At 66.9% G+C, this 24,290-nt stretch carries 23 protein-coding genes and 1 tRNA gene; 13 read left to right on the top strand and 11 right to left on the bottom strand.

Annotation, left to right across the window (positions count from 1 at the left end):
* Positions 1-13: 13 nt before the first annotated feature.
* Complete coding sequence (locus GRX31_RS10875; protein ID WP_160852599.1) at positions 14-1,381, bottom strand: NAD(P)-dependent oxidoreductase; 1,368 nt, start codon at positions 1,379-1,381, stop codon at positions 14-16.
* 325 nt (positions 1,382-1,706) lie between these two features.
* On the opposite strand from GRX31_RS10875, the gene GRX31_RS10870 reads away from it, so the two are divergent.
* Both GRX31_RS10870 and speG read left to right on the top strand, forming a co-directional pair.
* Complete coding sequence (locus GRX31_RS10870) at positions 1,707-2,387, top strand: TetR/AcrR family transcriptional regulator (protein ID WP_160852597.1); 681 nt, start codon at positions 1,707-1,709, stop codon at positions 2,385-2,387.
* Between the two features lie 4 nt (positions 2,388-2,391).
* Entirely contained in the window at positions 2,392-2,922 is a 531-nt protein-coding gene (gene speG, locus GRX31_RS10865) for a spermidine N1-acetyltransferase (RefSeq protein WP_016445275.1), read from the top strand.
* Between the two features lie 133 nt (positions 2,923-3,055).
* On the opposite strand, the gene GRX31_RS10860 is transcribed toward speG, so the two are convergent.
* The 3 genes from GRX31_RS10860 to GRX31_RS10850 form a co-directional block, all read right to left on the bottom strand.
* A tRNA-Val gene (locus tag GRX31_RS10860) sits at positions 3,056-3,132 on the bottom strand.
* Between the two features lie 67 nt (positions 3,133-3,199).
* Positions 3,200-5,449, bottom strand: a complete 2,250-nt coding sequence (locus GRX31_RS10855) for a RelA/SpoT family protein (RefSeq protein WP_016445274.1) — start codon at positions 5,447-5,449, stop codon at positions 3,200-3,202.
* Positions 5,446-6,453, bottom strand: a complete 1,008-nt coding sequence (locus GRX31_RS10850; protein ID WP_200903739.1) for an alpha/beta fold hydrolase — start codon at positions 6,451-6,453, stop codon at positions 5,446-5,448. Before GRX31_RS10850 ends, GRX31_RS10855 begins: the two co-directional genes overlap by 4 nt.
* 69 nt (positions 6,454-6,522) lie before the next feature.
* On the opposite strand from GRX31_RS10850, the gene GRX31_RS10845 reads away from it, so the two are divergent.
* Complete coding sequence (locus GRX31_RS10845; RefSeq protein ID WP_016445272.1) at positions 6,523-7,317, top strand: 3-hydroxybutyrate dehydrogenase; 795 nt, start codon at positions 6,523-6,525, stop codon at positions 7,315-7,317.
* Between the two features lie 73 nt (positions 7,318-7,390).
* Here GRX31_RS10845 and GRX31_RS10840 read toward each other — a convergent pair whose 3' ends face one another.
* Complete coding sequence (locus tag GRX31_RS10840; protein WP_016445271.1) at positions 7,391-8,137, bottom strand: SIMPL domain-containing protein; 747 nt, start codon at positions 8,135-8,137, stop codon at positions 7,391-7,393.
* 305 nt (positions 8,138-8,442) lie between these two features.
* Between GRX31_RS10840 and ompR the strand changes: the two genes are divergently transcribed.
* Together ompR and GRX31_RS10830 are read left to right on the top strand one after the other, a co-directional pair.
* Positions 8,443-9,180, top strand: a complete 738-nt coding sequence (ompR, locus tag GRX31_RS10835) for an osmolarity response regulator transcription factor OmpR (protein WP_017404718.1) — start codon at positions 8,443-8,445, stop codon at positions 9,178-9,180.
* Positions 9,181-9,423: 243 nt separating this feature from the next.
* Positions 9,424-10,926, top strand: coding sequence for an ATP-binding protein (locus GRX31_RS10830; protein ID WP_012204699.1), 1,503 nt, complete (start codon positions 9,424-9,426; stop codon positions 10,924-10,926).
* Positions 10,927-11,028: 102 nt separating this feature from the next.
* On the opposite strand, the gene ispF is transcribed toward GRX31_RS10830, so the two are convergent.
* Both ispF and ispD read right to left on the bottom strand, forming a co-directional pair.
* Complete coding sequence (gene ispF / locus GRX31_RS10825) at positions 11,029-11,508, bottom strand: 2-C-methyl-D-erythritol 2,4-cyclodiphosphate synthase (RefSeq protein ID WP_013803157.1); 480 nt, start codon at positions 11,506-11,508, stop codon at positions 11,029-11,031.
* A 16-nt stretch (positions 11,509-11,524) separates the two neighbouring features.
* Positions 11,525-12,355, bottom strand: coding sequence for a 2-C-methyl-D-erythritol 4-phosphate cytidylyltransferase (ispD, locus tag GRX31_RS10820; RefSeq protein ID WP_160852595.1), 831 nt, complete (start codon positions 12,353-12,355; stop codon positions 11,525-11,527).
* A 161-nt stretch (positions 12,356-12,516) separates the two neighbouring features.
* Here ispD and mfd point away from each other — a divergent pair, with 161 nt between their 5' ends.
* The 4 genes from mfd to GRX31_RS10800 all read left to right on the top strand — a co-directional run bounded on the left by mfd (position 12,517) and on the right by GRX31_RS10800 (position 18,379).
* Positions 12,517-16,011: a transcription-repair coupling factor gene (gene mfd / locus GRX31_RS10815; RefSeq protein ID WP_016445269.1), complete on the top strand. Its 3,495-nt coding sequence runs from the start codon at positions 12,517-12,519 to the stop codon at positions 16,009-16,011.
* 16 nt (positions 16,012-16,027) lie between these two features.
* Entirely contained in the window at positions 16,028-16,693 is a 666-nt protein-coding gene (locus GRX31_RS10810; protein ID WP_160852593.1) for a hypothetical protein, read from the top strand.
* Between the two features lie 135 nt (positions 16,694-16,828).
* Positions 16,829-17,542, top strand: coding sequence for a phosphoserine phosphatase SerB (gene serB / locus GRX31_RS10805; protein WP_160852591.1), 714 nt, complete (start codon positions 16,829-16,831; stop codon positions 17,540-17,542).
* Between the two features lie 306 nt (positions 17,543-17,848).
* Entirely contained in the window at positions 17,849-18,379 is a 531-nt protein-coding gene (locus GRX31_RS10800) for a hypothetical protein (protein ID WP_016453029.1), read from the top strand.
* A 63-nt stretch (positions 18,380-18,442) separates the two neighbouring features.
* Here GRX31_RS10800 and GRX31_RS10795 read toward each other — a convergent pair whose 3' ends face one another.
* The gene (locus GRX31_RS10795) at positions 18,443-18,928 is read right to left on the bottom strand and encodes a PaaI family thioesterase (protein ID WP_160852589.1); all 486 of its coding nucleotides are present in this window, start codon (positions 18,926-18,928) and stop codon (positions 18,443-18,445) included.
* Between the two features lie 102 nt (positions 18,929-19,030).
* On the opposite strand from GRX31_RS10795, the gene GRX31_RS10790 reads away from it, so the two are divergent.
* Positions 19,031-20,371, top strand: a complete 1,341-nt coding sequence (locus tag GRX31_RS10790) for an aminotransferase-like domain-containing protein (RefSeq protein WP_160852587.1) — start codon at positions 19,031-19,033, stop codon at positions 20,369-20,371.
* Positions 20,372-20,411: 40 nt separating this feature from the next.
* On the opposite strand, the gene GRX31_RS10785 is transcribed toward GRX31_RS10790, so the two are convergent.
* The gene (locus tag GRX31_RS10785; protein ID WP_017404429.1) at positions 20,412-20,630 is read right to left on the bottom strand and encodes a DUF3820 family protein; all 219 of its coding nucleotides are present in this window, start codon (positions 20,628-20,630) and stop codon (positions 20,412-20,414) included.
* 198 nt (positions 20,631-20,828) lie between these two features.
* Here GRX31_RS10785 and GRX31_RS10780 point away from each other — a divergent pair, with 198 nt between their 5' ends.
* Complete coding sequence (locus tag GRX31_RS10780) at positions 20,829-21,614, top strand: MetQ/NlpA family ABC transporter substrate-binding protein (protein WP_017404430.1); 786 nt, start codon at positions 20,829-20,831, stop codon at positions 21,612-21,614.
* 93 nt (positions 21,615-21,707) lie between these two features.
* Here the strand turns inward: GRX31_RS10780 and GRX31_RS10775 are convergent, their stop codons facing one another.
* Positions 21,708-22,610, bottom strand: a complete 903-nt coding sequence (locus GRX31_RS10775) for an EamA family transporter (RefSeq protein WP_074923036.1) — start codon at positions 22,608-22,610, stop codon at positions 21,708-21,710.
* A 97-nt stretch (positions 22,611-22,707) separates the two neighbouring features.
* Here GRX31_RS10775 and GRX31_RS10770 point away from each other — a divergent pair, with 97 nt between their 5' ends.
* Positions 22,708-23,196 (top strand): Lrp/AsnC family transcriptional regulator, encoded by a 489-nt coding sequence (locus GRX31_RS10770; protein ID WP_016445260.1) that lies wholly within the window; start codon positions 22,708-22,710, stop codon positions 23,194-23,196.
* A 56-nt stretch (positions 23,197-23,252) separates the two neighbouring features.
* Positions 23,253-23,561, top strand: coding sequence for a hypothetical protein (locus tag GRX31_RS10765; RefSeq protein WP_016445259.1), 309 nt, complete (start codon positions 23,253-23,255; stop codon positions 23,559-23,561).
* A 30-nt stretch (positions 23,562-23,591) separates the two neighbouring features.
* Here GRX31_RS10765 and GRX31_RS10760 read toward each other — a convergent pair whose 3' ends face one another.
* Positions 23,592-24,242 (bottom strand): LysE/ArgO family amino acid transporter, encoded by a 651-nt coding sequence (locus GRX31_RS10760; RefSeq protein WP_016445258.1) that lies wholly within the window; start codon positions 24,240-24,242, stop codon positions 23,592-23,594.
* Between the last annotated feature and the right edge of the window lie 48 nt (positions 24,243-24,290).

Genomic DNA, 24,290 nt, shown 5'->3' with positions numbered 1-24,290 from the left:
CGGGCACAGCCGCTCAAACCCCGGCCGCCACGGCGCTGGTCAGCGCCTGGTGCATGGCTCGCGCGGCGACCTTGCCGTGCTCCACCGCCTGCACGGTCAGGTCCTGGCCACCGGCGCGGCAGTCGCCGCCGGCCCACACGCGCGGCACGCTGGTGCGGCCTTCGTCGTCGGTGTCGATGCGGCCGTCACGCAAGGCAATGGCCGCGCCCGCCGGCGTGGCGACATAGGTCTGGCCAATGGCCTTGAGCACCATGTCGGCCGGCACGTCGAACACCTCCTGCGTCACCTGCAGCCTGTCGCCCTCCATGCGGGTGCAGGCCATGCGCACGCCGCAGACCTTGCCGTCCTGCACCAGGATCTCCTGGGGCGCGGCCCACAGCCGCAGGTTGACGCCATGGGTCTGCGCCCATTCCTGCTCCACCCAGGAGGCGGACAGCGCATCCTTGCCCCGGCGGTAGAACATGGTGACCTCGTCGGCCCCCAGCAGCCGGGCCTGCACGGACGCATCCACCGCCGTCATGCCGCCGCCGATCACCACCACGCGCCGGCCCACCGGCACCGTGGATTTGTCGGCCGCCTGGCGGATGTCGGCAATGAAGTCCACCGCATTGCGCAAGCCTTCGGCCTGCGGCTCGGCCGCGCCCAGCGCATTGACGCCCGCCAGGCCCAGGCCGAGGAATACGGCGTCATGCTCTGCCAGCAGCGAATCCAGCGTGAAATCTCGCCCCAGCCGCTGGTTGTTGCGCGGCGTGATCCCGCCCACGGACAGCAGCCAGTCGATTTCCTTTTGCGCAAAATCACCGGGGGTCTTGTAGCTGGCCAGGCCGTATTCATTGAGCCCGCCCAGCTTGGGCCGGGCATCGAACAGCACCACCTCATGGCCCTGCAGCGCCAATTGGTGCGCGCATGTCAGGCCGGCAGGGCCAGCTCCGACCACGGCCACCTTCCTGTCCGTGGCGGCGGCACGCTGGAACAGCGGTGCACCACCGGAGGCCAGGAAGGCATCGGTCGCATAGCGTTGCAGTGCACCAATTTCGACCGGCTTGTCTTCCTGGGTGTTGCGCACGCAGGCCTGCTCGCACAACTGCTCCGTGGGGCAGACACGGGAGCACATGCCACCCAGCGGGTTGGCCGTCAGGATCTCGCGCGCCGCGCCACGGACGTTGTCCTGGGCGATGCGGGCGATGAAGGCCGGCACATCGATGCTGGTGGGGCAGGCCGTGGTGCACGGCGCGTCATAGCAGTAGTAGCAGCGCTCGGCCTCGATCAGGGCCTGGGCGCGGTTCAGCGGGGGGTGGGCGTCGGAGAAATTGGCCGCGTAGTCGGCCAGGTTCAGGCGGCCGGCGGCAATGCCGCAGGCGCGGTGCGAGGGGCTATCCATGGTGCATCCTCCAGAGTCAGGATTGAGGGCGTGAAGGGGGACACGGCATGCAGGGCCATGCCGGGCCATCTCGGACAACGCAAGGCGGCCCGCAGGAGGAACTCCTGCAAGGCCCCGGATCCAGCAACACAGTCTTCGGAGGTTTCATCGTGGTCCTCGCATGTGCAAGTGACGCCTCTTGTCGGGCGCACTGGGGGGTGGAACGGAATTTACGCGGGTGAAAAAATTTACCAATCAGTAAAATCACCCAGAAAGTCGTCAGCAAGAAAGATGCCAGACAATCGCACCAAAATGGCGCCACTTATCTCCACTTACCATCTGCGCAATGGCAACCCTTTCTGACAATGCGCCCTCCCCCCAGGCCCGATCGGCCACGCGCAAGCCCACCGCTGCACGGCTGCGCAAGGAGCTGAACATCCTGCAGACGGCCGAACTGCACTTTGCGCAATACGGCTTCGAAGGCGCATCGCTGGAACTGATCGCGCACGACGCCGGCCTCAGCCGCCACAACCTGCTGTACTACTTCGCCAGCAAGGAGGAGCTGTATCTGCGCGTGCTGGGCGATGTGCTGACGCAGTGGCTGACCGGCATGTCCGACCTGCTGCGCGGCGACGACCCGGCGGAGGCCTTGCGCATCTACATCCGGGCCAAGCTGCAGTCCTCGCGCGAGCGGCCCCATGGCTCCCGTGTCTTCACGCGCGAGGTGATGGCCGGCGCGCCCCGCTTCGGGCAGGCCATATCGAGCCAGGTAGGCCCGGCACTGGCAGCCGACGTGCAGGCCTTCGAGCGCTGGGTGGCGCAGGGCAAGATTGCCCGCGTGGATTTCACCCACCTGATGTTCATCCTCTGGTCCGTGACCCAGGCCTACGCCGACCAGCAGGCCCAGTTCGCGCTGCTGCTGGGCCGGCCGGAACTGACCGCCGACGACTACGACACGGCGGCCGATCTGATCTACCGGCTGGTAATCCGTGGCCTGCAGCCGGATACCGCGGCTCTCGCACAATGAGCGCATGAATCACAGCATCCGCCTGAGACCCCTGGAGCGCGAAGATCTGCGCTCCGTGCATCTGCTCAACAACAATGCCGCCATCATGCGCTACTGGTTCGAGGAGCCTTACGAGACCTTCGACGAGCTTTCCGCGCTCTACGACGCGCACGTGCACGACCAGACCGAGCGCCGCTTCATCGTCGAGCACCAGGGCGATCGCGCCGGTCTCGTCGAGCTGGTGGAGATCGACCTGATCCACCGGCGCGCCGAGTTCCAGATCATCATCGCCCCCGAGCAGCAGGGCCAGGGCATCGCAGCCCAGGCAACGCGGCTGGCGCTGGACTATGGCTTCAAGACGCTCAACCTGCACAAGATCTTTCTCCATGTGGACCAGGAGAACGAGAAGGCCATCCACATCTACGCGCGCATAGGCTTCGTGCAGGAAGGCGTGCTGATCGACGAGTTCTTCGCCAACGGCCAGTACCGCAACGCCATCCGCATGTACCTGCTGCAAAACGACTACCTGCAGGCACAGGCCGGAGTCGGCACCTGACCTCCTGACAGAGGAGCGCGGGCCCTGCCCGCCTCCTTGACCGGCAAGTCTCCCCATCGTGGGCGGGCGCACAAACAAAAAAGCCTTCTGCGTGATCAGAAGGCTTTTTGCATTCCATCTGGCAATGGAAAATTGGTAGGCGCGATTGGACTCGAACCAACGACCCCCACCATGTCAAGGTGGTGCTCTAACCAGCTGAGCTACGCGCCTGTGTTTGTTCGAGAAAGCGATTCTAGCACGGGTTTTCCAGGGCTCCGGCAAAAATACCCGAACAGGCTCAGCGCCGCCGTGCCGAACGCACGCCCGCCACGGCGGCCACGATACCCAGCACCTTGTTGAGGCGACCGGAATCGGCCACTTCCACGGTGAAGGTCATCCAGGCCGTTCCCTTGACGGATTGGGTCTGCACGCCGATGACATTGGTCTTCTCCCGCGCAAAGACTTCGGAGATATCGCGCAGCAGGCCCTGCCGGTCGGCCGCTTCCACGGACACATCGACCGGGTAGACGGCCGAGGCCACGGCCGCCGCCTTGGGCTGGCCCCAGGCCACGTCGATCACGCGCTCGGAATTGCGCGCTGCCATTTCACGGAAGTTGGAGCAGTCGCAGCGGTGCACGCTCACGCCCTTGCCGCGCGTGACAAAGCCCCGGATGTCGTCCGGCGGCGCAGGCTTGCAGCACTTGGCCAACTGCGTCATCAGCGAATCCACGCCCACGACCAGCACGCCGCCCTTGGGCGAGTCCGTGCCACGTGCCTTGCGCACCGGGGAGAATTCCTCGACTTCCTCCTCCGCCTCGGCCGGTCGCAGCACGGTCTCGATGTTGCGCAGCGAGTATTCATCCTTGCCGACGACTTCGAACAAGGCATCGGCCGATTTGAAGCCGAGCTGAACGGCCAGCTCCTCCAGCTTGACGGCCGTCTTGCCCTCGCGCTGCAGCAGTTTCTCGACCGCCTCGCGGCCGCGCGCCACGGTCTCGTGCGTGGCCTGGGCATTGAACCAGGCACGCACCTTGGCCTTGGCCCGGTTGCTGGTCAGGTAGCCAAGGTCGGCGTTGAGCCAGTCGCGCGAGGGGCGCCCCTCCTTGACCGTGGTGATCTCCACGGTCTGGCCGTTTTGCAGCGGCGTGTTCAGCGGCACCATGGCGCCGTCCACGCGCGCGCCGCGGCAGCGGTGCCCCAGGCTGGTGTGCACCGAATAGGCGAAATCCACGGGCGTCGCGCCCTGCGGCAGCTCGATGACGGCCGCATCGGGAGTGAGCACGTAGATGCGGTCCTCGAACAGGCCCCGATGGTGCGCACCCGCCAGGTCGCTGCCCCAGGCCAGCAGCTGGCGCAGCACGGCGATCTTGGCGTCGTACTCGCTGCTGGCCGTGACACCCGCGTATCCCTTGGTGCCCGCCTCCTTGTAGGCCCAGTGGGCGGCCACGCCGTGCTCGGCATGGTCGTGCATGGCCTGGGTGCGGATCTGGATCTCGATTGCGCGGCCCGTCTCGTCGCGCACCACGGTGTGCAGCGACTGGTAGCCGTTGGGCTTGGGCTTGGCGATGTAGTCGTCGAATTCCGCCTCGATGGGCGTGAACTGCTCATGCACCCAGGACAGGGTGGCGTAGCAGTCCTTGATCGTGGGCACGACGACACGCATGGCGCGGATGTCGAAGACCTGGTCGAAGTTCAGCGACTTGCCTCGCATCTTCTTGACGATGCTGTAGATGTGCTTGGGCCTGCCTTGCACGGTGGCGCTGATGCTGTGCGCGCGCAGGTCGGCCTCCAGCCGTGCGCGCATCTGCTCCATATAGGCTTCGCGCTCCACGCGCTTTTCATCGAGCAGGCGGGCCACTTCGCGGTAGGTCTCGGGCTCCAGGAAGCGCAGGGACAGATCCTCCAGCTCCCACTTGATCTGCCAGATGCCCAGCCGGTTGGCCAGCGGCGCAAACACCGTCAGCGCCTCGCGCGCAATGCCGGGCGAGACCGGGCGCTTGCTGGCCGCGTAGTAGCGCAGCGTCTGCAGGCGCGACGCCAGCCGCAGCAGCACCACGCGCAGGTCGCGCGAGAAACCCAGCAGCATCTTGCGCACGTTCTCGGTCTGCGTGGCCTCATCGTCCAGGTACTGGCCGCCCAGCTCGGCGCCGCGCGCCTGCTCCTGCACGCGCATGAGCTTGTTGGTTTCCACGGCCAGGGTGGCGAAATTCTCGCCAAAGGCCTTGGCGATCACTTCCTGCGGGCGATTGAGGTGCACGCTGGCATGCACCAGATAGATCGCCGCCTGCATGGTTTCGGAGCCGCCGATGGTCTTGAGGATGGCAGCCACCGCATCGGCATGGGCCATGGTGTTCTCACCGGACTCCATGGTCTCGGTGGCGATCAGCGGCTCGGCAAAGCTGCGCGCGCGCGCCAGCGCGTTGACCTGTTCGGGCAGGGTCTGCGACGTGGCCGTGATCAGGTGCGGCAGCACCGACGGCACCTGGCCCGGCGCGGCTGCGCCGGGCGAAGGCGCCTGCACGGCGGCCTCGCTGCTGGCAGTCTTCATTCGTCACTCTCCCTGGCCTGCTCGGCAAGATTCATGGTGCTTGGCAAGCGCTCTTCTCCCCATAAGAACCGGCACAGCAAGGCCACCTGCCCTGCCGCGACGAAGGTGGGCGCATGCCCCACCCCTTCAAATTCCACGCAATGCGCCTTCGGCCCTCGCTGCGCCATGGCCTGTGCCGTGGCCGCCGTCAGCAGGTCGGACTGCGCACCACGAACTAGCAAGACGCGTGCCTTGATCTGGTCATACAGCTGCCACAGCAGCGCTTCGCCGGCCTGGGCCATCTCGCGCGTCATGTGCTGCAGGGGCACCGCAATCTGAGGGTCATAGTGCAGGACAAGGCCGCCATCGGCGGCCGGCCGCATCATAGGTCGCGTCAATCGCAACCATTGCCCTTCGCTATGTGGGCCGAAGCCTTCGGAAATCAAGAGCAGCGCATGGGCTGCCTGCTCAAGATTTTCAAAATGCGCGCCCTTGCCCAGGTACTGCCCTATGCGCTCCAGGGCAGACCACTCGATGACAGGTCCCACATCGTTGAGCACCAGCCTGCGGATGGGCGCCGGCAGCGGCAGCCCCGGCTGGCCCGCAAGCGCCATGCCGATCAGCCCGCCCATGCTGGTGCCCACCCAATCCAATTGTTCGACAGGCGCCTGCGCATGCACCTGGGCCAACAAGGCCAGCATGTCGGCTGCGTAAAGAGGCACCTGGTAGGCGGTCGGATCCTGCAGCCAGTCGCTTTCGCCACGCCCGACCACATCGGGGCAGATCACGCGGGCGCGTTCGCTGAGCCGCTCGGCCAGCGCATCAAAGTCACGCCCCTGGCGCGAAAGGCCGTGCACGCAGACCACGACATGGGGATGGTGCGGATCGCCGGTGCGATTCCATTCCCAATAAGCCATGCGGTGCGAAGCATTCTCTTGAGCAGCCGGGCTGGCAGTACGGCTCCAGGGTGAGGCACGCCCGGCAACCCCCGGGCAGGATACGTAGTTCAGCGTAGGATGATTCATGGAAACGCATTCGCGGAGCCGGCGCCGATAATGGCTGTGTTGCATCGTACATTCATTCGGAGACTCTCTATGTTGAAAGGCAAGACCGCCCTCGTGACCGGCTCGACCAGCGGCATCGGCCTCGGGATCGCGAAGGCGCTGGCCCGCCAGGGCGCCAATATCGTGCTCAATGGTTTCGGCGATGTGGACGGCCCCCGTGCCGAAGTGCTGGCCGCAGGCCAGGCCGCCGGCGCCCAGGTCGCCTACCACGGCGCCGACATGAGCCGCGTGGCAGACATCGAGGACATGGTCCAGTACAGCGTGCGCAATTTCGGCCAGATCGACATCCTCGTGAACAATGCCGGCATCCAGCACGTGGCGCGCGTGGAAGACTTCCCGCCCGAGCGCTGGGACGCCATCATCGCCATCAACCTGTCCAGCGCCTTCCACACCTCGCGCCTGGTCCTGCCCATGATGCAGGCGGCCGATGGCGGCAAGGGCTGGGGCCGCATCATCAACGTGGCCTCGGTGCACGGCCTGGTGGGTTCGGCGCAGAAGTCTGCCTACGTGGCGGCCAAGCACGGCATTGTCGGGCTGACCAAGGTCACGGCGCTGGAGAACGCCACCTCCGGCATCACCTGCAACGCCATCTGCCCCGGCTGGGTGCTGACGCCACTGGTGCAAAAGCAGGTGGACGCCAAGGCCGAGCAGCACGGCATCAGCAACGAAGAAGCCAAGAAGCTGCTGCTGGGCGAGAAAGAGCCCTCCATGCAGTTCACCACGCCCGAGGAACTGGGCGAACTGGCCGTGTTCTTCTGCTCGCCCGCCGCAGCCAACGTGCGCGGCGTGGCCTGGAACATGGATGGCGGCTGGGCGGCGCAGTAAGCGCGCCAGCACCGGCTCACGTCAAAAAAGGAGCGCCACGGCGCTCCTTTTTTCATGGGCGGCCCACGCCTGCTCAGTACATCTGCACCGAGCCCGACACGTGGACCATCACCTGCGCCTTGCCCGCTTCCACGGACACGGCATCCATTTCCGCGCCAGCGGCCTTGGCGGACATGGCCATCATGCGCGGACGCGGCATCGGCACCGAGGTATCGCTGCTGCTCACGTTGACCTCGCGCAGGCTGTAGTTGGCAAAGCCGAAGCTCTTGGACAGCGTGGAGGCGCGCTGCTTGAACTGTTCGATGGCCTTGGCCTGGGCCTCGCCTTCGACCTTTTCACGGGCCTCGCGCGACAGGCCGAAGCCCACCTGCGACAGCGTCATGTCCTGCACCTGGGCCGCCGTCTGCGTGATGCGCGCGAAGTCGCGGCCCTGCAGAAGAATCTCGGCGCGGCCCTGCCAGCCTTCCACCTTGTTGTCCTTGCCATAGCGCGGATAGATGCCGAAGCTGCCGGTGCTCACATCCATCTGGCCCGGCTGGGCGCTGCGCTTGGTCACGGCCATGGCGGCCTCGACCACCTTCTGCAGCTGGGACTGGACCGTGGCGGCATCACGCCCTTCGCGCGTGGCCGACAAGGTGGCGGTCAGCAGGTCCTGCACCACGTCCACCGAGCCTTCTGCAGACAACTGCACCACGTTGGCAGGCTGTGCCGGCGCCGTGCCGGCGTTCTGCGCCCAGGCACCGCTGGCACAGGCCAGTGCAGTGGCCGCGACCACGGACTTGACCCAGGGGCGGGACAGCTGTTTGGAAAGCTTGCTCATGCGTTCACCCTTTGAAATGAAAGGTAGTTCAGGGATACAACTGCATGCCGCCCTTTCGCTACGGCATGCCGCCAGATGGTGACAGGTGTGGAGCCAAGCAGGCCTGCCGGCTCCTCAATTAACAACATTATTGCAACGATAAATGCATCAACATGGAAAACCCATAGTTAAATATTCTAAAGACACATTTTCCGTTCTAAATTTAAACGCAACATCTGTAACACACGGCAATATTTCGGGGGTTTGTCCAGACTTTTCGGCGCAAGCTGGTAACAATGGCGGCTGTTACAAATGACCGACCGAGGATGAACATGGCCACTACGACCAACCGCACCGACAAGATCCTGGTGGTGGATGACGATGCGCGCATCCGCGACCTGCTGCGCCGCTACCTGACGCAGGAAGGCTTCGAGATCATGATTGCCGAAGATGGCAAGGCGCTGAACCGCATCCTGCTGCGCGAAACGGTGGACCTGATCGTGCTTGACCTGATGATGCCCGGCGAAGATGGCCTGTCCATCTGCCGCCGCCTGCGCTCGGCCAACGACCGCACGCCCATCATCATGCTGACCGCCAAGGGCGAGGATGTGGACCGCATCGTGGGCCTGGAAGTGGGCGCCGACGACTACCTGGGCAAGCCCTTCAACCCGCGCGAACTGCTGGCCCGCATCCATGCCGTGCTGCGCCGCCGCCCGCCGCAGGAAGCGCCGGGCGCGCCTTCCGGCGACAATGAAGTGGTGAGCTTCGGCCCCTTCACCTTCGACCTGGGCACGCGCGTGCTGCAAAAGAACGGCGAGGAACTGCCGCTGACCACGGGCGAATTCGCCATGCTCAAGGCCCTGGTGCGCCACCCGCGCCAGCCGCTGTCGCGCGAGAAGCTGGCCCTGCTGGCGCGCGGCCGCGAGTTCGAGCCCTTCGACCGAAGCCTGGACGTGCAGGTCTCGCGCCTGCGCAAGCTGATCGAGGAAGATGCCGCCGCACCGCGCTACATCCAGACGGTCTGGGGCGTCGGCTATGTGTTCGTACCGGACGGCGCGAACTGAAATGCATCACCCCCTGAGGCGCTGCGCGCCTTCCCCCTCTCTCGCTCCGCGGGAGGGGGACGACGCCCTCGCCGCGAGGCGGCTCTTGCTCGGCGTCCCTGGGTTGGGGCCGTAACGTTTTATGTGCCGTTGACAATGCGCAGCGCCAAAACCTCACCCTGTCGCCCGAGACAACCGGTAACGCAGGCTGGCCGGCACAGGCGTAATCTCGCAGCCGGCCCCTAGAATGACGAACCGCATTCCATGAGTTCCTTCACCGTCCCGCCCCACGACGCCACCAGCCCTGCGCCCCTCGACTACGAGCGGCGCATGACTGCGCGCTCTCCGCTGGGACTCAACCTTTTTTGGCGTACCTTCTGCCTGCTGGCCCTGCTGCTGGTGGGCAGCATCCTGGCGTGGCTGCAGACGCTGCGCGCCTTCGAATTCGAGCCGCGCACGCTGCACACCGCCCAGCAGATCGCCTCGCTGGTCAACCTCAGCCGCGCGGCCCTGGTGCATTCGGATGCCATCAACCGCGTCTCGCTGATCAAGACCATGGCCGACCAGGAAGGCGTGCGCATTCTGCCGCGCGAGCCTGGCGACAGCTTCGAGCTGCTGGACCAGAGCACGCTGGGCAAGCGCCTGACCGAGGAGCTCACGCGCCGCCTGGGCTACGGCACCATCGTGGCGCGCAGCGTCAATGGCGAACCGGGGCTGTGGGTGGGCTTCACCATCAATGGCGACCGCACCTGGCTGCTGATGGACCGCTCGCGCTTCACGCCGGCCAGCGGGCGCACCTGGCTGATCTGGCTGATCACGGCCGGCCTGCTGTCCCTGGCGGGGGCGGCGGCCATCGCGCGCCTGATCAACCGGCCACTCAAGCAGTTGAGCTATGCGGCCAACCGCGTGCGAGATGGCGACTTCGACGCCAGCCAGCTGGACGAGGAAGCCGTCACCAGCGAGATCCGCGAGGTCAACATCGGCTTCAATCGCATGGCGCAGAAACTGGCCCAGCTGGAGCAGGACCGCGCGGTGATGCTGGCCGGCATCTCCCACGACCTGCGCACGCCGCTGGCGCGCCTGCGGCTGGAGACCGAGATGAGCGTGGTGGACGACGTGGCACGCGAGCACATGGTGGCCGACATCGTGCAGCTCGACGCCACCATCGACAAATTCCTGGACTACGCCCGCCCCGACCATGTCACCCTCAACCCGGTGAACCTGCATGCCGTGGTGTCCTCCTGCGTCTATGCGGTGCAGGACCACCGCGAGCTGCAGATCAGCATGGCCGTGCCCGAAGGCGTCTATGTGCTGGCCGACGAGGTGGAACTGGCGCGCGTGATCTCCAACCTGTTTGAGAACGCACGCCGCTACGGCAAGACGCCCGAGACCGAAACCACCCACGTGGATGTGACGGCATCGGAACGCGAAAGCTGGGTGGTGATCCGCATCCGCGACCATGGCCGTGGCGTGCCGCCCGAGCAGCTCGCCAGCCTGACACAGCCCTTCTTCCGCGGCGACTCCGCGCGCACGGCCGCAGCGGGGGCGGGCCTGGGCCTGTCCATCGTGGACAAGACGGTGCAGCGCATGGGCGGCGTGTTTGCGCTGTCCAACTCCTCCACGGGCGGGCTGGTTGCCCATGTTCAGTTGCAGCGTGCCTCGGGCGTGGCCAAGGGTGCCGAGCCCGAGCAGCGTCTGCAGCGCCCGCAGATCAAGCGCCAGCTGCCCCCGCGTGCGCAGGACGGCGCCCTGGACGGCGAGGACTGAGCCCGCAGCGCGCGTTCGTCAGATACGTTCGGCAGATACAAAGGCCCCGGCGATCGTTGACCGATCGCCGGGGCCTTTTGCCATGGGGATGGCCACCTCCGGTCAGGCGCGGAACAGCAAGGCGGCGGCGCGCGCCTCCATGGCCTGCTGCTGGCCCACGGGGCCAAGCTTTTCGGCCGTCTTGGCCTTGACGTTGACCTGGTCCAGCGCCAGCCCCAGCGCCGTGGCGATGCGCTCGCGCATGGCAGGAATGTGCGGCGCCAGCTTGGGGGCCTGGGCAATGATGGTGCTGTCGATGTTGCCGATCTCCAGCCCCGTGGCGCGCACGCGGCGCGCCGCTTCCACCAGCAGCACCAGCGAATCGGCGCCACGGAATTCGGGGTCGGTGTCGGGGAAATGCCGGCCGATGTCGCCCAGCGCCGCGCCGCCCAGCAGCGCGTCAGTGATGGCGTGCAGCAGCACGTCGGCATCGGAATGGCCCAGCAGCCCCAGTTCGTGCGGCACCTCGATGCCGCCCAGGATCAGCTTGCGCCCGGGCACCAGGGCATGCACGTCCCAGCCCTCGCCAATACGAAAATTCATGTGAAACATTCCAGGTTCAGAAAAATGGATTGCCCGACGCCTGCGGATGGTCGCGCTGGCCCCGGTATCGCTCCAGCGTGGTGCTGCGCTCGCGCTGCGACAGCACGGCGGCGGCCAGCGCGAAATCGTCCGGATAGGTGACCTTGAAGTTCTGCGCGCCGCCGGGCACCAGGCGCGGGCGCTGGCCCACGGCCTCCATGGCGCTGGCCTCGTCGGTCACGGCCGAGCCGGCGTGCTGCAGCGCATCGAGCAGCGGCGCGATGCGGAACATCTGCGGCGTCTGCGCCAGCCATTTGTCGCTGCGGTCCACCGTGCCCGCCACGCGCACCCCGCTGGGCCCGGCCACGGCCGTCTTGAGCGTGTCGGGCAGCTTGTGCGCCAGCAGGCCGCCCACGGCATCGTGCTCGCAGGCGTCGATCAGGACATCGATGAGCGCGGGCGTCACCAGGCAGCGCGCGGCGTCGTGCACCAGCACCCAGTCGTGCGCGCCCGCACCGCGCGCCAGCAGCTCCTTCAGGCCGTTGGTCACGGATTCGGCCCGCGTGGCGCCTCCGCATGCCGCCGTGGAGTAGCGCGTGGGCGAGGGGCCCGGCAGGCCCTGGCGCCAGAAATCATCGCCAGGCGCGATCACCACCAGCGTGTGGTGCACGCGCGCTGCACCCGCAAAGGCGGCCAGCGTGTGCGCCACCATGGGCGCACCGGCCACCAGGTGGTATTGCTTGGGCAGTTCAGGCGCAGGCGCATCGGGTGCGATGGCGCGCGAGCCCGTGCCCGCACAGGGGATCAAGGCCCACAGGCGGGCCGGCTCCAGGGACGCGGGCGCAGCCGCCGCAAGCAGATCTGTCATGGTGGCGCATTGTAGTGACGGCCATGCGCCACCATGGACATGCGGGCATGCCTGCATGGCCGCCATGCGTGCTGGCTAAAATGGTTCGATACCCCTCTGCGCGTGCCGAGGGGTTTTGTCGTTACTTCGCCCAGGCGCTGCGGCGCCCACGTCCAAGCACCATGGAACTGCCCAAGCTCACTCCCGGAAAACGCTTCACCCTGCCCCGCCCCGTGGGCAGCGCCGACGCCCTGCTGCTGGCCCGCCTGGGCGAGCGCGAGAAGGCTGCAGGCAGGGTGACGGCCATCGTCACGGCCGATGCCTCGGATGCCCAGCGGCTGATCGACGAGATGGCCTTCTTCGCCCCGGGCCTGCGCTGCGCGCTGTTCCCCGACTGGGAGACCCTGCCCTACGACAGCTTCTCTCCCCACCAGGACCTGATCAGCGAGCGCCTGGCCACGCTGTGGCGCATCAACCAGCGCGACAAGGAGCATGGCGCCGACGTGGTGCTGGTGCCCGCCACCACCGCGCTGTACCGGCTGGCGCCGCCCTCCTTCCTGGCCGGCTACACCTTCGAGTTCAAGAGCGGCCAGAAGCTGGACGAGGCCAAACTCAAGGCCCAGCTGACGCTGGCCGGCTACCAGCATGTCTCCCAGGTGGTCAGCCATGGAGAGTACGCGGTGCGGGGCGGCCTGATCGACCTGTTTCCCATGGGCTCGCTGCAGCCCTACCGGGTGGACCTGTTCGACGACGAGATCGACTCCATCCGCACCTTCGACCCCGACACCCAGCGCAGCCTCTACCCCGTGCCCGAGGTGCGCCTGCTGCCCGGCCGCGAGTTCCCCATGGACGAGGACGCGCGCGCCAAGTTCCGCCAGCGCTGGCGCGAGCTGCTGGAGGGCGATCCCACGCGCAGCCGCATCTACAAGGACATGGGCCAGGGCATTGCCACGGCCGGCATCGAGTACTACCTGCCGCTGTTCTTCGACGAAACGGCCACCGTGTTCGACTACCTGGGTGCCGATGCCACCGTGGTGATGCATGGAGACCTGGAGCCGGCCTTCCAGCGCTTTTGGCAGGACACCAAGGAGCGCTTCCGCCTGGTGCAGGGCGACCCCGAGCGCCCTGCCCTGCCGCCCGAGGTGCTGTTCCTGTCCGCCGACCAGTTCTACACGCGCGCCAAGGAGCACGCCCAGCTCGCGCTGCGCCCAGGCACCGAGGACGTGGCCGACAGCGCCATCTTCCAGAAGCTGGAGGACCTGTCCGTGGTGCGTGGCGCCGAGGACCCGCTGGCGCGGCTGCAAAGGCACATTGCCGCCAGCGCCCACCGCATCCTGCTGCTGGCCGAGTCCGATGGCCGCCGAGAAAGCCTGCTGGACTTCTTCCGCGCCTCGGGCGTGAACCCGCCGGTCTTCGACTCGCTGGCCGAGTTCCAGGGCGATGCGGGCGAGAAGGTGGGCATTGCCACGGCCGGGCTGATGAACGGCTTTGCCTGGGTGGAGGAAGGCCTGGACTTCGTCACCGAGACGGAGCTGTTCGCCACCAGCCCCACGGGCCGCAGGCGCCGCCGGCAGGAGCAGGTCAGCGATGTGGAGGCGCTGATCAAGGACCTGTCCGAACTCAAGGTGGGCGACCCCGTGGTGCACTCGGACCACGGCATCGGCCGCTACCAGGGCCTGGTCCACATGGACATGGGCCAGAAGAACCCGGACGGCACGCCGGCCGTGCAGGAATTCCTGCACCTGGAGTACGCGGGCAACGCCGTGCTCTACGTGCCCGTCAGCCAGTTGCAGCTGATCAGCCGCTACACGGGCGTCTCACCCGAGGACGCGCCGCTGCACAAGCTTGGCGGCACGCAGTGGGAAAAGGCCAAGCGCAAGGCGGCCGAGCAGGTGCGCGACTCCGCGGCCGAGCTGCTGAACATCTACGCACGCCGCGCCGCACGCCAGGGCCATGCCTTCCGCTACTCGCCCCAGGACTACGAGCAGTTCGCCAACGACTTCGGCTTCGAGGAAACGGCGGACCAGCGCGCCGCCATCCACGCCGTGATCCAGGACATGATCAGCCCCCAGCCCATGGACCGCCTGGTCTGCGGCGACGTGGGCTTCGGCAAGACCGAGGTGGCGCTGCGCGCGGCCTTCGTGGCCATCACGGGCGGCAAGCAGGTGGCCTTCCTCGCGCCCACCACGCTGCTGGCCGAGCAGCATTACCAGACCCTGGTGGACCGCTTCTCCAAGTGGCCGATCAAGGTGGCCGAAGTCTCGCGCTTTCGCTCGGGCAAGGAGATCACGGCGGCCGTCAAGGGCATTGCCGACGGCTCGGTGGACATCGTCGTGGGCACGCACAAGCTGCTGTCCGAGTCCACGCAGTTCAAGAACCTGGGCCTGCTGATCATCGACGAGGAGCACCGCTTCGGCGTGCGCCACAAGGAAGCCATGAAGGCCATGCGCGCCGAGGTGGACGTGCTCACGCTGACGGCCACGCCCATCCCGCGCACCATGGGCATGGCGCTGGAAGGCCTGCGCGACCTGTCCGTCATCGCCACCGCGCCCCAGCGGCGCCTGGCCATCAAGACCTTTGTGCGCAACGAGGGCACGGGCGTGATCCGCGAGGCCGTGCTGCGCGAGCTCAAGCGCGGCGGCCAGTGCTACTTCCTGCACAACGAGGTCGAGACCATCGAGAACCGCAAGCAAAAGCTCGAGGAAATCCTGCCCGAGGCACGCATTGCCGTGGCCCACGGCCAGATGCCCGAGCGCGAGCTCGAGCGCGTCATGCGCGACTTCGTGGCCCAGCGCTACAACATATTGCTGTGCTCGACCATCATCGAGACGGGCATCGACGTGCCCAGCGCCAACACCATCCTCATCAGCCGCGCCGACAAGTTCGGCCTGGCCCAGCTGCACCAGCTGCGCGGCCGCGTGGGCCGCAGCCACCACCAAGCCTATGCCTACCTGATGGTGCCCGACCTGGACAGCCTGACCAAGCAGGCCCAGCAGCGGCTGGAGGCCATCCAGCAGATGGAGGAACTGGGCTCGGGCTTCTACCTGGCCATGCACGACCTGGAGATCCGCGGCGCCGGCGAGGTGCTGGGCGAGAACCAGAGCGGCAACATGATGGAGGTGGGCTTCCAGCTCTACAACGAGATGCTGTCCGAGGCCGTGCGCAGCCTCAAGGCCGGCAAGGAGCCCGATCTGCTCAGCCCGCTGTCGGCCTCCACCGACATCAACCTGCACGCGCCGGCCCTGCTGCCGGGCGACTACTGCGGAGATGTGCACCTGCGCCTGTCCTTCTACAAGAAACTGGCCACGGCCCGCACCAGCGACCAGATCGACACCCTGCTCGAAGAAATCGTGGACCGCTTCGGCAAGCTGCCGCCCCAGGCGCAGACGCTGATCGACGTGCACCGCCTGCGCGTGCTGTCCCAGCCCTACGGCGTGGTCAAGGTCGATGCGGCGCCCGGCGTCATCAACATCACCTTCAAGCCCCAGCCGCCGGTGGACCCCATGGCCATCATCCACCTCATCCAGAAGAACAAGCACATCAAGCTGGCCGGCAACGAGAAGCTGCGCATAGAGCGCGCCCTGGACAATCCCAAGGACCGCGCCCAGATGGTGCGCGACGTGCTGCGCAGCCTGGGCCAGCCGCTGGTGGAGGCAAAGGCGGCCCAGCCCGCATAGAAGGGTTGTCCTAGCCATGTTCCTCGAAGCGAGCATCGCCCTGCTGGCCCTGGCCGCCGCGCTGTGGCTGCGCCCCTGGCGCATGCTGGCCGGCCGCCCGGGTCCGGGCGGGCCGCTGGACCGCATGGCCTCGCCCCTGGTCACGCCGCTGCTGGCCGTACTCGTGCTGCTGCCCTGGATCTGGGCCCTGCCCACGCTGCACCGCATGCCGCTGCAACTGCAGTGGTCCTCGGCGCCGCTGGTGGTGCTCATGCTGGGCTGGCCTCTGGCCGTTCCGCTGCTGCTCATCGTGGGCGGGCTGGCCGCCCTGCTGTCGCCGGCCCTGGGCTGGGGAGATGCGCTGGGCATCTCGGTCTGGCAGGGCATCGTGCCCGCCACGCTGGCCATGCTCTGGGGTGCGGCGCTGCGGCGCTGGCTGCCACACCAGATCTTTGTCTTCATTCTCGCGCGCGGCTTTGCGGGCACGGTGCTGTGCGTCTTCATCTCGGCCCTGCTGGCCCAGGCCGCAGGCCACTCGCTTCCCGGTGTCAACGAGGACCTGTCGCGCATTGCGCGCTGGCTCATGGCCTGGGGCGATGCCGTGATCACCGGCATGGTGACGGCCATCTTCGTGGTGTTTCGCCCCCAATGGCTGGCCACCTGGTCGGATGCCATCTACCTGCGCCGCCCGCCTGCGCCCTGAGGGCGCATCCAGGCACAAGCCGTGGCGCGCCGCAGTGCCAAGGCCAGTGACTGCGCCGCGCGGCCCTGGCTCTGGATATGATTCGCGCCTGATACCCGCCAGCCCGGCGGCCCGTCCCTTTTTGCTGCCCCACCCATGACCGATGTCACCGAATTCGCGCCCGGACTGCTGATCCGCGGCATCCAGCCGCCACTGAAGCTGGCCGACTACAAGCTCATCGCGTTCGACATGGACTCGACGCTGATCACCATCGAATGCATCGACGAGATCGCCGACGCCACCGGCAAGAAGGCCGAGGTCGCGGCCATCACCGAAGCCACCATGCGCGGCGAGATCACCGACTTCAAGGACAGCCTGCGCCAGCGCGTGGGCAAGCTCGTCGGCGTGACCGAGGCCGACATGGCCCGCGTGCTGGCCGAGCGCCTGAAGCTCTCCCCGGGCGCCGAAACCCTGGTGCGCGCAGCGCAGGCTGCCGGCCTGAAGGTGCTGCTGGTCTCGGGCGGCTTCACCTACTTTGCCGAGCACGTGCGCGGCATGCTGGGCATCGACTTCGTGCGTGCCAACGTGCTGGAGATGCGCGATGGCGCGCTGACCGGCGGCCTGATCGAGCAGCCTTGGGGCGACATCTGCGACGGCGCCGAAAAGCGCCGCACGCTGCTGGAAGTCGCCTCGCTGCTGGGCATTCGCCCCGACCAGTGCATCGCCGTGGGCGACGGCAGCAACGACATTCCCATGATGCAGGTCGCAGGCCTGTCCGTGGCCTACCACGCCAAGCCGCGCGTGCGCAACGAGGCCAAGGTCTCCATCACCGAAGGCGGCCTGGACCGCCTGCTGGAACTGCTGCGCTGAAAACCGGCGGCGGGGGCTGGCGCAGGCCGCTGCACTGCTCCGCAATCAATAGCTGAGAATGTTTTGTGGGCTTGCTTTTCCGGCAGGCCCCGGTCTTTTCTACAATGCTTGATGCAGCCCCATAGGCCACCGCCTCAGCGCCGGTGGCTCTCCTACAACAGCAGGCTGCACACCGGCGTATCCGCATGCCGGTGCTTGGAATCTCCTGCCCCATCCCCATGTGACACCCAAGGCCGCAGGCCTGCCCGCAGACGGGCGGCCTGTGGCGCTCCGACCGGCGCAGGCCCGCCTGCGCCGACCGTGCACATGACCACCATGATTGGAAAAACCTTCGTGAAGACTTCGTTCCGCACCACTGCCTCCGTGATCGCCCTGGCCATTGCATCGCTGACCGTGCCCACGCTGGCCCAGGCCAAGCGCATGGGCAGCGGCGGCAAGTCCGTGCGCCCGGCGTCGATCGGCAAGGCCCCTGCCCAGCCCGCAGCGCCTGCGGCGCCCACCGCCAGCAAGGCGGCAACGCCTGCCAGCCCGGCAGCTCCTGCCACGCCAGCAACGCCGGCCGCGCCCGCCGCAGCCGCCGCTCCGGCAGCGGCACCTGCCACTGCAGGTGCTGCAGGCCCGGGCATGATGGGCACGCTGGGCGCCGCCGCCGTGGGCGCCGTTGCCGGCTCCATGGCCGGCAATGCGCTGGCCGGCGCCATGACCCCTGAAAAGGACGCTGCCGCCAAGGAGGCCGAAGCCAAGGCCAAGGCCGCCGAAACCGAGGCAGCCGAGCTGCAGCGCAAGGCCGATGAAGCCAAGGCCAAGGCAGAAGCCGCCCGCGCCGCCGCCAAGTAAACCGCCTGCTCCTTGCAAAAGGCCGCGCCTGTCGCGGCCTTTCTGTTTTGTCCAGCGGCTGCTTCAACGGCCTTGCGCATGCTCTCCACGCAGCGTCATCACGGCGCTGGCGATGCTCGCAACGGCCTTGCCATCATCACGCTCGATTTCACAGCGGTAGTGGCTGATCGTGCGCCCACGGTGCTCGGCCCACGCCCGCGCGCACAGCCTGGAGCGCCAGACCGGGCGCAGGAAGGCCGCCTTCAGGTCGATGCTGGTGAAACTCTGGCCTGGCTCCATCAAAGTGGAATGCGCCGTGCCTATGGCAGCATCGGCCAGTTCGCACAGCATCCCGCCATGGACCGTGCCCTGCTGGTTGCCATGGCGCTGCGCATCGGCGTCGAACTCCACGACGGCCATGGCTTCGCCGACGGCCACTATGCGAAACCCCAGCATCTGCGAGATCGCGGTCGGATAGCGCATGTGCGTGGCCTCGTCTGCGGCAAGCCGCCCTTCGATCTGCCGCTGCAGATAGTCGAGCACGGGGAGATAAGTGCTGGGAAGATGCATGGATTTCCTGTCTGGAGCGGGAGGGCAAGGCCCGGGAATGCCCGTCTCGCCAGTGTGATGACCTAGACTGGAACAATCAAAAAATTGTCCTAACTACACTCCATGGCTGCCTCTCGCGTTGCTCTGCTGACTGAACGGCTGGCCGAAGACATCCGCGCCGGCCGGCTCGCCCCCGGCACGCTGATGCCCACGCACCGCGACCTCGCGGCCCGCCATGGCATGGCCGTGGCGTCCGCCAGCAAGGTGTATGCGCGGCTGGCCTCCCTCGGCCTGGTCATCGGCGAAACCGGGCGCGGCACCTTTGTGCGGGATCGGCCGCAGCAGCGCGAATGGGATGGCAGCGACGAATCCCGCCTGAGTTCGGACACGGCCGACCTGTCCTTCAACCATCCCACCTGGCCGGGGCAGGCCGGGCTGTTGCGCTCCATGCTGCGCGAGCTGGCTGCTTCGGGCGACCTGGCTGCGCTCATGCACCAGCAGCCGCCCGGCGGCCGGCTGCACGAGCGGCGCATCGTGGCCGACTTCCTTGCCCGCGAACGCGGCCTGGCTGCCGAGCCGGAACGCATCTTCCTGGTCAACGGCGCGCAGCAAGGACTGGACATTGCCGTGCGTGCGCTGCTGCGGCCCGGCGATGCGGTGGCCGTGGACGCGCTGACCTACCCGGGCTTCAGGATGCTGGCCGAGCTCCAGGACCTGGACCTCCAGCCGGTCCCTGCCCTTGACGAGGGTCCCGACCTCGATGCATTGGAGCGGCTGTGCGCACGCCGGCGCATACGCGCCATCCATGCCATGCCCACGCTGCACAACCCCCTGGGATGGGTGATGCCGCTGGCGCAGCGCCAGCGCCTGGTGGAGATCGCAAGGCGCCACGATTGCCTGCTGATCGAGGATGCTGCCTATGCCTTTCTGGCAGGCAAGGCGCCCGCAGCCCTCGCAACGCTGGCGCCAGAGCGCTGCATTCACGTATCCAGCCTCTCGAAAAGCGTGGCCAGCGGGTTGCGCTTCGGCTTCATGGTGGTGCCCCAGGCATGGGCAGGCCGCGTCAAGGCCGTGGTGCGCGCCAGCCACTGGAGCATGCCGGGCCTGGTCACGGCCATGGCCACGCGCTGGATGGCCAGCGGCTCCGTGCGGCAGCAGGAACAACGCATGCGGCAGGAGGCACGGCGCCGGCAGGCGATTGCGCGCAAGGCGCTGGCAGGAATGCAGATGCTGACCCACCCCTGCTCGCTCTTCCTCTGGCTGCGCCTGCCCGGGGAGCTGCGGATGGACCGGGTGGCCACGGCGCTGGCCCAGTGCGGCATCGCCGTATCGCAGGCCCACGCCTACGCAACGACTCCCCATGCCCCGCATGCGCTGCGCCTGGGACTGGGTTCAGTGCCTCTGCCGCAACTGGAGGCCGTACTCGTTCAGTTGCGGGATACCGTGGAAGGCTTTCCGCCCTGAGCCTGTGCCGGGCCAGGGCCCGGTTCAGGGGCCTTGCGCTTCAGCGCCGCCCGTCGCGCAGCGGCTGCAGCAGGTGCGACAGGCCGTTGTGGTCCAGCTCCTGCATCAGCGCCAGCAGTTGGCCCAGCTCTCCCTTGGGAAAACCCTCGCGTGCGAACCAGTTCAGATAGTTGCCGGGAAGATCGGCGATCAGCCGGCCCTTGTACTTGCCATAGGGCATTTGCACCTGCACCAGCTTTTGCAGCATTTCGGAGTCCATGGCGGCGATGGTACGCGCTGCGCCATCGCAAGAATCCGCATAAAAAACCACAGCCTTATAACCAAATATCAAAAATGTTCAACGCGGCCCCTGGCGCAGCACTAGACTATGCGCCTGCCTGCCGCCAAGCCCGACGCGGAGCCGTTCTCCCGGGCCGGCGGCGTTTTATCGCAACCCGTTGAAGAAAGTCCTCCGGTCATGTTGAAGAAAGCCCTCTCCGCAATCGCGATTGCCACGCTGGCACTGACAGCCCAGGCCGCCGACGTGCTCAAGGTCGGTGCCACGGCCGTGCCGCATGCAGAAATCCTCAATCACATCAAGCCCGCGCTGAAGGCCCAGGGCATCGATCTGCAGATCAAGGAATTCAGCGACTACGTGCAGCCCAATGCGGCCGTCGAGGACAAGCAGCTGGACGTGAACTTCTTCCAGCACCAGCCCTACCTGGACAGCTACAACAAGGACCGCAAGACCTCGCTGGTGGCCGTGCCCAATGGCAAGGTCCATGTGGAGCCCTTCGGCGGCTACTCGCAGAAGATCAAGAACGTCAAGGACCTGAAGGACGGCGCCACCATTGCCATCCCCAACGACCCCTCCAACGGCGGCCGCGCCCTGATCCTGCTGGCCAAGCAGGGCCTGATCGAGCTCAAGGACCCCAAGAGCCTGACGCCCACGCCGCTGGATGTGGCCAAGAACCCCAAGAAGCTCAAGTTCAAGGAACTCGAAGCCCCGCTGCTGCCGCGCGCACTGGGCGATGTGGACCTGGCGCTGATCAACACCAACTACGCCATCGAGGCCAAGCTCAATCCCACCAAGGATGCGCTGTTCATCGAAGGTGCCGACTCGCCCTACACCAACATCGTGGTGTCGCGCCAGGACCGCGCCAACGATCCCAACATCGCCAAGCTGATGAACGCACTGCACACGCCTGATGTGAAGAAGTTCATCGTCGAGAAGTACAAGGGCGCCGTCGTTCCCGCGTTCTGAATGCGAGGTGGCCGCAGCCTTGCCGGCTGCGACCGTTGCGAAAAAAAAAGCGCTGCCGGGGCAGCGCTTTTTTTGTGGCTGGCATTCCTTGCCTCAGCCTGCGGAGGCCACCTCCGCCGGCGCCTTGGCCGCAGCAGCCGGCCGCGTGATGGCGCTGCCCATGGCCGCGCCCATGATGCAGGCAATGGCCAGCCACTGCGTTCCCACCAGTTGCTCATGCAGCAGCAGCATGCCCATGAGGGCGGCTATCGCGGGCTCCGTTGCCAGCGCGATGCCGAAGGTGGCGGGCGGCAGGCGGCGCAGCGCCATCATCTCCAGCGTGTAGGGCAAGGCGCTGGAGATGGCCGCAACCATCAACCCGAAAAGAAGTATGGATGGCTGCAGCAGCTTGGCCCCCGCCTCGGCCACGCCGAAGGGCACCACCACCATGGCGGCGAACACCAGGCCCAGCGACACGGCCTGGCCGCTGGGAATGCTGCCCAGCCGCTGGCCCAGCAGGATGTACAGCGCCCAGCAGATGGCCGCGCCCACGGCGCAGGCAATGCCCACGGGCTCCAGCACCAGGGCGCCGGCGCTGGCACCGCCTATGGGCAGGATCAGGGCCAGCCCCGCCACCGCCAGCGCAAGCCAGACAAAATCCACGGGCCGGCGCGAGTGGTAGATGGCCACGGCCAGCGGCCCCGAGAACTCGATGGCCACGGCCAGGCCGAAGGGAATGGTGCGCAGCGCCATGTAGAACAGCAGGTTCATGGCGCCCAGCGCCACGCCGAAACGCAGCAGCGCCCAGACCTGAGGCCGCGCCAGCGTCCAGCGCCAGGGCCGCCAGATGGCCACCAGGATCAGCGCGGCAAAGCCCACGCGCAATGCCGAGGTGCCCTGGGCTCCCAGCACCGGAAAAAGCTGCTTGGCCAGTGACGTTCCCACGCCCAGCGCCGTCACCGAGCCCAGCACGGCCAGCAGCGGCCAGGCGCGGTTCCATGTGATGTTTGTTGTCATGGCGCGTACGATATTGCAAGCCCACCGCGCAAACAGCTCGTTTTTGAGCCGCTTCACGCAATATTCGCTCTTTTCCTCTTCTCGCCGCCAGCCGCCCATGCCCGCCATCGCCCTGGACTCCTTCGACCGCGCCATTCTCGACGTGATGCAGCGCGACAACCTCACGCCACAGCGCCTCATCGCCGAGCGCGTGCACCTTTCCGCGCCGGCCGTGCAGCGGCGCATCAAGCGGCTGCAGGAGCTGGGCGTGATCGCGGCCAACGTGGCCGTGGTCGATCCGGCGCGCATAGGCCGGCCGCTGACCGTGCTCATCAACGTGCAGCTGGTCAACGAGCGCCCCGATCTGTCGCAGGCCTTTCGCGCACGCGTGGATCGGGAGGACGCGGTACAGCAGTGTTATTACGTGACCGGTGAAGCCGACTATTCATTGATCGTCACGGCTGCCGATATGGAGGAGTACCAGGCGCTGGCGGCTCGGCTGTTTGCGGGGGACGACAACATCCGGCGCTACACCACCTCGATAGCGCTGGAACGCGTCAAGACCGGGCTGCAGCTACCGCTGCAGCCGCAAGCCACGGATGCCTGACCACCGTCATCAGATCGTTTTGAACATAGAACGCCATCACAGGCAGGGAGACTTCAATGAGCGCACCGCATCCGGACAGCATGGCCAATCTGGTGGCCATCCGCACCCTCGACAAGTACGAGAACGACTATTTCCCCAAGCGCGACCGCATCACCATCGCCTTTCGCGGCGATCTGGCAGAGCAGTTCAAGTACGACAAGATCCGTCCGCTGTCGCCGGCCCAGCGCCATGGTCACCGCGTGGTGATCGAGGCCGAGAGCCAGAAGACCGGCACCACCGGCCACTACTGCATCGAGTGCAACAGCTGGAACCTCATCGAGGCCGTGGGCACCTGGGCACCGGAGCCGGAGCAGGCGGCGGGCTGAGCCTGCCGCCTCTGGCCGGCCCAGGCCGGCTCAGGCCCCGGCCGGCGCCCAGACGCTGCCGGCCACCCACCAGGCCAGCGCCAGCATCATCACCCCCGTCAGGCCATCGAGAATCCGCCAGGCACGCGGCTTCTCGAACAGGCGCCTGAGGCGGCGGCCTGCAAAGGCCAGCAGCACGAACCATGACAGGCTGGCCGAAGCGGCGCCAATCACATACACCCATTTGAGCGCGCCTTCCTGGCGCGCGCCGATGGAGCCCATCAGCAGCACCGTGTCCAGATAGACATGGGGGTTGAACAAGGTGATCACGGCCAGCGTGGAGACCACGCCCAGCAGGCCGCGCGGCGCCAGCTGCCCGCCCGAGGCGGCCAGCTGCGCATCGGGCGCCATGGCCATGCGCCACAGCGCCATCAGGCCGTAGGCCAGCAGGAACAGGGCGCCGCCCAGGGTCAGGTAGCGGGCCAGATCGGGGTTGTCGCCCAGCAGCCGGGCCATGCCCGCCACGCCCAGGCCGATGAGCACCACGTCGCTGACCACGCACCATGCCACGCAGGCGCGTACATGCTGGCCGTGCACGGCCTGGCGCAGCACATACAGGTTCTGGGCTCCGATGGAGACGATGAGCGACAGGCAGACCGTGAAGCCCGCCAGCCAGGAAGAAGAAACATTTGCAGTCCACATGGGCAGGGATTGTCTGGCTCGCAAATGGTTAAGTAAAATTACATTTAC

The organism is Delftia sp. CH05, from assembly GCF_009827015.1.
Lineage (GTDB): Bacteria > Pseudomonadota > Gammaproteobacteria > Burkholderiales > Burkholderiaceae_C > Comamonas > Comamonas tsuruhatensis.
Note: the sequence above shows the minus strand (reverse complement) of the source record. Positions and strands in the feature narration are given on the sequence as shown.

Excerpts from the sequence above, each read along its gene's own strand:
- GRX31_RS10830 (WP_012204699.1), top strand. The coding sequence starts at position 9,424 with ATGAGTTCCTTCACCGTCCCGCCCCACGACGCCACCAGCCCTGCGCCC.
- mfd (WP_016445269.1), top strand. The coding sequence starts at position 12,517 with ATGGAACTGCCCAAGCTCACTCCCGGAAAACGCTTCACCCTGCCCCGC.
- GRX31_RS10795 (WP_160852589.1), bottom strand. The coding sequence starts at position 18,928 with ATGCATCTTCCCAGCACTTATCTCCCCGTGCTCGACTATCTGCAGCGG.
- GRX31_RS10790 (WP_160852587.1), top strand. The coding sequence starts at position 19,031 with ATGGCTGCCTCTCGCGTTGCTCTGCTGACTGAACGGCTGGCCGAAGAC.
- ispD (WP_160852595.1), bottom strand. The coding sequence starts at position 12,355 with ATGACAGATCTGCTTGCGGCGGCTGCGCCCGCGTCCCTGGAGCCGGCC.
- GRX31_RS10810 (WP_160852593.1), top strand. The coding sequence starts at position 16,028 with ATGTTCCTCGAAGCGAGCATCGCCCTGCTGGCCCTGGCCGCCGCGCTG.
- GRX31_RS10785 (WP_017404429.1), bottom strand. The coding sequence starts at position 20,630 with ATGGACTCCGAAATGCTGCAAAAGCTGGTGCAGGTGCAAATGCCCTAT.
- GRX31_RS10765 (WP_016445259.1), top strand. The coding sequence starts at position 23,253 with ATGAGCGCACCGCATCCGGACAGCATGGCCAATCTGGTGGCCATCCGC.
- GRX31_RS10800 (WP_016453029.1), top strand. The coding sequence starts at position 17,849 with ATGACCACCATGATTGGAAAAACCTTCGTGAAGACTTCGTTCCGCACC.
- GRX31_RS10775 (WP_074923036.1), bottom strand. The coding sequence starts at position 22,610 with ATGACAACAAACATCACATGGAACCGCGCCTGGCCGCTGCTGGCCGTG.
- GRX31_RS10875 (WP_160852599.1), bottom strand. The coding sequence starts at position 1,381 with ATGGATAGCCCCTCGCACCGCGCCTGCGGCATTGCCGCCGGCCGCCTG.
- serB (WP_160852591.1), top strand. The coding sequence starts at position 16,829 with ATGACCGATGTCACCGAATTCGCGCCCGGACTGCTGATCCGCGGCATC.
- GRX31_RS10780 (WP_017404430.1), top strand. The coding sequence starts at position 20,829 with ATGTTGAAGAAAGCCCTCTCCGCAATCGCGATTGCCACGCTGGCACTG.
- GRX31_RS10855 (WP_016445274.1), bottom strand. The coding sequence starts at position 5,449 with ATGAAGACTGCCAGCAGCGAGGCCGCCGTGCAGGCGCCTTCGCCCGGC.
- GRX31_RS10845 (WP_016445272.1), top strand. The coding sequence starts at position 6,523 with ATGTTGAAAGGCAAGACCGCCCTCGTGACCGGCTCGACCAGCGGCATC.
- GRX31_RS10870 (WP_160852597.1), top strand. The coding sequence starts at position 1,707 with ATGGCAACCCTTTCTGACAATGCGCCCTCCCCCCAGGCCCGATCGGCC.
- GRX31_RS10770 (WP_016445260.1), top strand. The coding sequence starts at position 22,708 with ATGCCCGCCATCGCCCTGGACTCCTTCGACCGCGCCATTCTCGACGTG.
- speG (WP_016445275.1), top strand. The coding sequence starts at position 2,392 with ATGAATCACAGCATCCGCCTGAGACCCCTGGAGCGCGAAGATCTGCGC.
- ispF (WP_013803157.1), bottom strand. The coding sequence starts at position 11,508 with ATGAATTTTCGTATTGGCGAGGGCTGGGACGTGCATGCCCTGGTGCCC.
- ompR (WP_017404718.1), top strand. The coding sequence starts at position 8,443 with ATGAACATGGCCACTACGACCAACCGCACCGACAAGATCCTGGTGGTG.
- GRX31_RS10760 (WP_016445258.1), bottom strand. The coding sequence starts at position 24,242 with ATGTGGACTGCAAATGTTTCTTCTTCCTGGCTGGCGGGCTTCACGGTC.
- GRX31_RS10840 (WP_016445271.1), bottom strand. The coding sequence starts at position 8,137 with ATGAGCAAGCTTTCCAAACAGCTGTCCCGCCCCTGGGTCAAGTCCGTG.
- GRX31_RS10850 (WP_200903739.1), bottom strand. The coding sequence starts at position 6,453 with ATGAATCATCCTACGCTGAACTACGTATCCTGCCCGGGGGTTGCCGGG.